The organism is Campylobacter concisus (assembly GCF_002912425.1).
Taxonomy (GTDB): Bacteria; Campylobacterota; Campylobacteria; order Campylobacterales; family Campylobacteraceae; genus Campylobacter_A; species Campylobacter_A concisus_AH.
The window spans coordinates 1-5,710 of the sequence record NZ_POYR01000044.1; the positions used below are offsets into that span (position 1 = coordinate 1).

4 protein-coding genes are annotated in these 5,710 nt (G+C 32.9%); 2 read left to right on the top strand and 2 right to left on the bottom strand.

The window, feature by feature from the left end:
- On the top strand, positions 1–2,254 hold a 2,254-nt coding region (locus CYP84_RS02505; RefSeq protein ID WP_141089185.1), incomplete at its 5' end, for a tetratricopeptide repeat protein.
- Positions 2,255–2,953: 699 nt separating this feature from the next.
- On the opposite strand, the gene CYP84_RS02510 is transcribed toward CYP84_RS02505, so the two are convergent.
- Entirely contained in the window at positions 2,954–3,256 is a 303-nt protein-coding gene (locus CYP84_RS02510) for a type II toxin-antitoxin system RelE/ParE family toxin (protein ID WP_103636566.1), read from the bottom strand.
- Complete coding sequence (locus tag CYP84_RS02515; RefSeq protein ID WP_103614475.1) at positions 3,249–3,512, bottom strand: type II toxin-antitoxin system prevent-host-death family antitoxin; 264 nt, start codon at positions 3,510–3,512, stop codon at positions 3,249–3,251. Before CYP84_RS02515 ends, CYP84_RS02510 begins: the two co-directional genes overlap by 8 nt.
- 307 nt (positions 3,513–3,819) lie before the next feature.
- On the opposite strand from CYP84_RS02515, the gene CYP84_RS02520 reads away from it, so the two are divergent.
- Positions 3,820–5,710: hypothetical protein (locus tag CYP84_RS02520; protein ID WP_141089186.1), on the top strand; the 1,891-nt coding region annotated here is incomplete at its 3' end.

Consider the following 5,710-nt stretch of genomic DNA (forward strand, 5'->3'; position numbering starts at 1 on the left):
TCCTAAGGCCTTAGAGTTTTATACAAAAGCTTTAAATATAAGAGAGAAAGTTTTAGGCAAAGATCATCCTGACACTGCTAGTAGCTATAATAATATAGGATATGTCTATAGTAGCATGGGTGATTATCCTAAAGCCTTAGAGTTTTATACAAAAGCTTTAAATATAAACGAAAAAGTTTTAGGCAAGGATCATCCTGCTACTGCTCTCAGTTATATTAATATAGGATCTGTTTATAATAAAATGGGAGATTATCCTAAAGCCTTAGAGTTTTATACAAAAGCTTTAAATATAAACGAAAAAGTTTTAGGCAAGGAACACCCTGATACTGCTAGCAACTATAACAATATAGGCTATGTTTATAGCGATATGGGTGATTATCCTAAAGCCTTAGAGTTTTATACAAAAGCTTTAAATATAAGAGAGAAAGTTTTAGGCAAAGAACACCCTAATACTGCTACTAGCTATAATAATATAGGCTCTGTTTATAATAAAATGGGAGATTATCCTAAAGCCTTAGAGTTTTATACAAAAGCCTTAGTTATAATAGAGAAAGTTCTAAGCAAAGGCCATCCTAATACTGCATCTAGCTATATTAATATAGGCTCTGTTTATAATAAAATGGGAGATTATCCTAAAGCATATAGCTACTCTAAAAAAGCATACTATGCGTTCAAACTAAACAGAGATAAAAATTTTGAAATCTTAAGCAATGAGCAAAAAAAGAAATTTTTAGAAGCTAAGAATGACTTTTTACCAAACCTTTTAACAAATGGCTACTCATACCAACAAACCGTTGATGGCAAAGAGACTCTAAGTCAAGAAATTTATGAGATATTTATAAATGATAAGGGCATACTTCTCGATGATGAAAACACTATAGCTATGCTAAAAAATATCTCACAAGATAAGAACCTGATCTCTAAGATAGATAACCTAGACTCCCTTAAAAGAGCATATGCTAAGCTAGCAGGCACTACTCCTAATCCAGAAGAGGCAAAAAGCTACCAAGAAAAGCTAAAAGCACTGGGCGAAGATATAGAAAAAGTAGAGATAGAGATAGCTAAGATATCGCCTAAATTTAAACAAGAGCTTGGCATAAAGGATCTAAAACTAAGTGATCTCACAAGCCTTTTAAAACCAAATGAACTCTTTGTAGATATAGGATATTATGGTAAAAACTACTATATCTTTAGCGTGGATAAAAGTGGCGAAGTGAAGTTTGAAAAACTTAGCAATAAAGATAGTGACACAGTAAATACAACCATAAAAGAATTTAGGGCTGACATAGATAAGATCATAAATGCCACAGACGCAAACTCAAGCAAAGCTCTAAAAGAGCTATATAACATCGTTATAACAAATGGCATAGGAGATAGGATAGATAAATTTAACTCTCTTATTATATCTACAGATGGAGCTTTGAGGCTACTACCTTTTGAAACACTTATGGATGGCGATAAATATCTCATAGAGAGCAAGCAGATACGCTATACGCCTTCAGCTAAAGAATTTATAAGAACACATAAATTTAATATCAAAGATGAAGGCAAAGATATCACTATGTTTAGTGATCCAAACTATGAGAGCAAAAGTGGAAAGAGTATGGAAATGGTTGCAGATACGCCAAACGTAAATAAAGCCGTGCAAACCAGATCTATAAAAAATATGGGGACATTTAAAAGGCTAAGAGGCTTTAAGAAAGAAGAAGAGGTTTTACAAAGCTCGTTTAATGGCGTAAAACTTTTCTCTAGAGAAAATGCAAATGAAGAAAATATACTGGCGGTAAAGTCTCCAAAGATCCTACATATAACCACACATGGATACTTCATAAGTGATGAGAACATAACAAACCCTATGTTAAAATCAGGAGTTGCGCTTAGCGGTGCAAATATAGGTATAAAACAACAAACTGGCGAGGGTCTTGTAAATGCGCTTAAGCTATCTGGACTAAGCCTAGATGGAACCGATCTGGTTGTGCTATCTGCATGCGAAACAGGCCTAGTAGATGTTAAAGACACGAGCTCTGTGGCAAGTTTGCCTAAGACATTTATACAAGCTGGCTCTAAAAATGTGCTAATGAGCCTGTGGTCTGTAGATGATAATAGCACGGTGGAGCTAATGAAAGAATTTTATACCGACACTAAAGGCAATGAGAAGAAATTTAACGAAGTTCTAAGAAATGCAAAGATCAAGATGATAAAGGAAGGTAAACATCCGTTTTACTGGGCTGCTTTTATAATGAGCGGAGAGTGATACGATAGTTCAAAAACCATAGCTACTAGCGATGCCACATAATATTTTGTGGCATCGTGCTTCTTATGCTCCTTTTATACTTTTAATGTTTTAAATTTTTCAACGAAGTTTTGTTTTAGCTTATATAGTTTAAAACTATGCCTAGGTATAGATTTGTTAAAAATAAATTTTAATGGTTTGCTATTAGTAGCTCATATCAACTTTATTGAGTGCATATGTATCAGTTATCTTTGGAAATTCTTAAACAATAGAAGTAAATGCCTTAAGCAAAAACTTAGACATTTTATCGACAAAAGTAATCTTTAATGGATAAAGTTTTGTTTAAGTTGTTCTTTCTAAATAAAAATTTCGCCCGTCTGGCTAAGACCTTACAGCAAGCTCGGTCCGAGCTTGCTAAGTAAGTTTATCAACATACTAAAAATGTTGATAAATATGCTAGAAACTGGCATTAAATTTTCTTGGATTATAACAAATAAATTCATAATGTAACATACTGCATGTGATGTAATGTGCAGTACTTTATGTAACATTCAGTATGTGATGTCACATGCAGCACTTGATGTAATGTATAGTACATGATGTAACATGCAGTAGGTGACGTAACGTATAGTATGTGATGTTATGTATATTTTCGCAGATGAGAGAGTATTAGGATAGGTGGATATTTATTTTTAGAAAGATATTATTGAAGTTGTATGTCTAAAAAGCGCTTGGTGTATATCTAATAGTGATGATTATAACAGCCTTATTTTTTTCATTGACCCTATAAATCACTGTGTAGTTTTTAACAAATAGCTGTCTATAGCCCATATTGGCATATCTGCCAACTTTTCTAATAGCACCACGATTTGGCATCTCATCTAGACTAAGGATAGTGTTTTTGATAGCCTCTAGTGTAGAGTTTGCAGCACCTGACGAGAGCAAAGATAGTGCGATATATTTATATATTGCTTCAAGCTCTTCATAAGCTTGTGGTGAAACAAGGACTTTATACTTACTCAAGATATTTATCTTTTAAACTAGCAAAAACGTCTTTTGCTTCTAGCATCTTTGTATCTGCTGTTATCTTAGCTTCAGATGATGCGATGGCGCTATCTATATCGGCTGTGGCTACTAGCTTATCGTATGTCTTTATGCTCATCACAACCAAGTCTCCATAACCATTTTTAGTTACAAATACTGGTTCATCCTTGCTATTGCATAGCTGTGAAATTTCATTTGTGTTTCTAAGCTCTTTTATTGGTACTATTTGTGGCATATGCTATTTCCTTTTAATAATATGACATGATTATAGCATAATTGTGTTAGTAATTTAGATGGCTTTATCTAACTAACTTGGCAAGCTAAAAGAAAAGCTCAAGTAACAAGCATGCAGTATTTATTTTAAAATACCAAAGAGTTACACTCTCTAGTTTTCTAACGCTTATCATTTTTCTCTGTTGCATAGCTAAACTATCTATCAAGTGTCATGTCAAGCATTTTTCACTTTTAAATAGCAATAATAAATTAATAATATTATAAATACAATCACAATAAAATATCAAAAACAGTAGTGGTGGCTTAATATGCAAAACAACGAAATAAAAATAACCTACTCTTGCGAAGAGACGTTAAAAAAGATAAAAGAGTATATGGCTGATGCAAAGAGCGTAACGCTTTATACGTCTAGCTTGAATTCACTCACATCGTACTCTAACGGCATAGCTAATGAGATCATATTTAATCTAATATTTTCTAAGAAGAGAGATAAAAAAGATGTGTCGATCGTATCTGACTTTTATATAGATAAAGATAGCTTTACTGATAGTAAGCTAAATAGAATAAGAGAATTTGAATATAGAGATATACCAGTAAAGATTGTCCATAAAAAGAGTGCAGTTGACAAGTTTTTTGCAAATTTAAAAGAGAAGATAAGCCCCATAAAAAGTAAAGCAAGATATGAAGCTGAACTTGAAGCTGCTCAAGATGAGCACGAGAGAAATTTGCTAAAAAGCATGGGTGAAACAAAGACAGAAGCTATAAGCTTTTATGATATGTTTGAGGTCATAGTATCCAACTATGATGACGCCAAAGATATCGTAAAAGAGTGCCTAAATACCTTAAAAAATGATCTACTAAGCGATGCTAGCTCTTTGATATCTAGCGAGGGGCTAGATGGAGCTAAATTTGAAAAAAGCATTGAAGAGTGTTTTAGAGAGTTAGATAAGAATTTAAGCGAGTTAAATAAAGAAAGTGGAGAGTTTTTACTAAAGCAAATATTTCTTTTTATACTAAGCATAGTTGATCTAAGTGACCCAAAGGCTGCACTCAAAAAAGCAAACGGATGCTTTTTATTCTATGAGCTTAGTAAATTAACCTACAAAATGGTTGAGCATCAAAGTAATAGATCTCTTTATGGCGTAACCTTACCTATCCTTAGTTTTTTCACATCTAGATTTGCTTCTATTATAAATACCCTAAATATAAACTCAAGTTGCAATGTATTAGTATTTAAACAAGATAAATCTTCTAACTCTGGCTTTTTTATAGACTTTACCCACCTAAACTTAGACTATATCTACTTTAGAGACGATAATAACCTAAATGAGGTTAATTGCAACGCAGATGAGGGGTATAGTGTATTTGGTCATTTAGATGATCTATCGGTATTTGATCACACTAAGGATGTCTGCTCTTATGATATAGTAAATAAAAACTTAGGCTTTGGCTCTAGTGATGATACGCTCTTTAAAAGACTAAAGGATCAAATAAAAGGACTAAATGCGAATTTAAATTTTATCTGTGCTTCAAATTTCAACTCTATAAAACTAGCCAATCTAATAGCTAACAAGTCCGATAAAAATGGCACCTCTGCAAACGATGAGATGAACAGCAAAGATTTTTCAAATTTAAATAAAAACTATGTTGTGCTATCAAACTCACCTTTTAGATCAAGTGCAGGGCTAAGAGAAGAAGTAATAAGTAAATGCCTAGATCAAGTGATAGAAGACGAGCTAAATAGACCCAACAAATCCAACCTAGTAAAGCAAAAATTCACCGACATAAAAACCCTAAGTCCTATTAAGGATTACAGCCAGTACAGCATAAACATCAATAAGGAAAACAATAAATCAACTCTTGTTTTAAATTTATCCCCATTTGCAAGGATAGATAAAAAATATATAGACAACATAGAGCAAAAGAGAGAAGAATTTAAAGAGATCGCCTATCAAGATGACACCAACTATCTTGACAACTACACCAAATACGAAGAGTTATTTAAGACAAATTTCTCTCACGTAAATGCTTATGCTAAGCAGCCAAATGATATGGAGAAGATCAAAAAAAGTGAAGAAGAGTATATGAAAAAGGTAACTCTCTCTTTTAAGGCAGTATTTGATAAGGTAAATGAAAACACCTTAAACAGAAGAGAGGCTGAAGCATATAACAATAGCAATATCTCAAGCCAACTTATAG

Excerpts from the sequence above, each read along its gene's own strand:
- CYP84_RS02515 (WP_103614475.1), bottom strand. The coding sequence starts at position 3,512 with ATGCCACAAATAGTACCAATAAAAGAGCTTAGAAACACAAATGAAATT.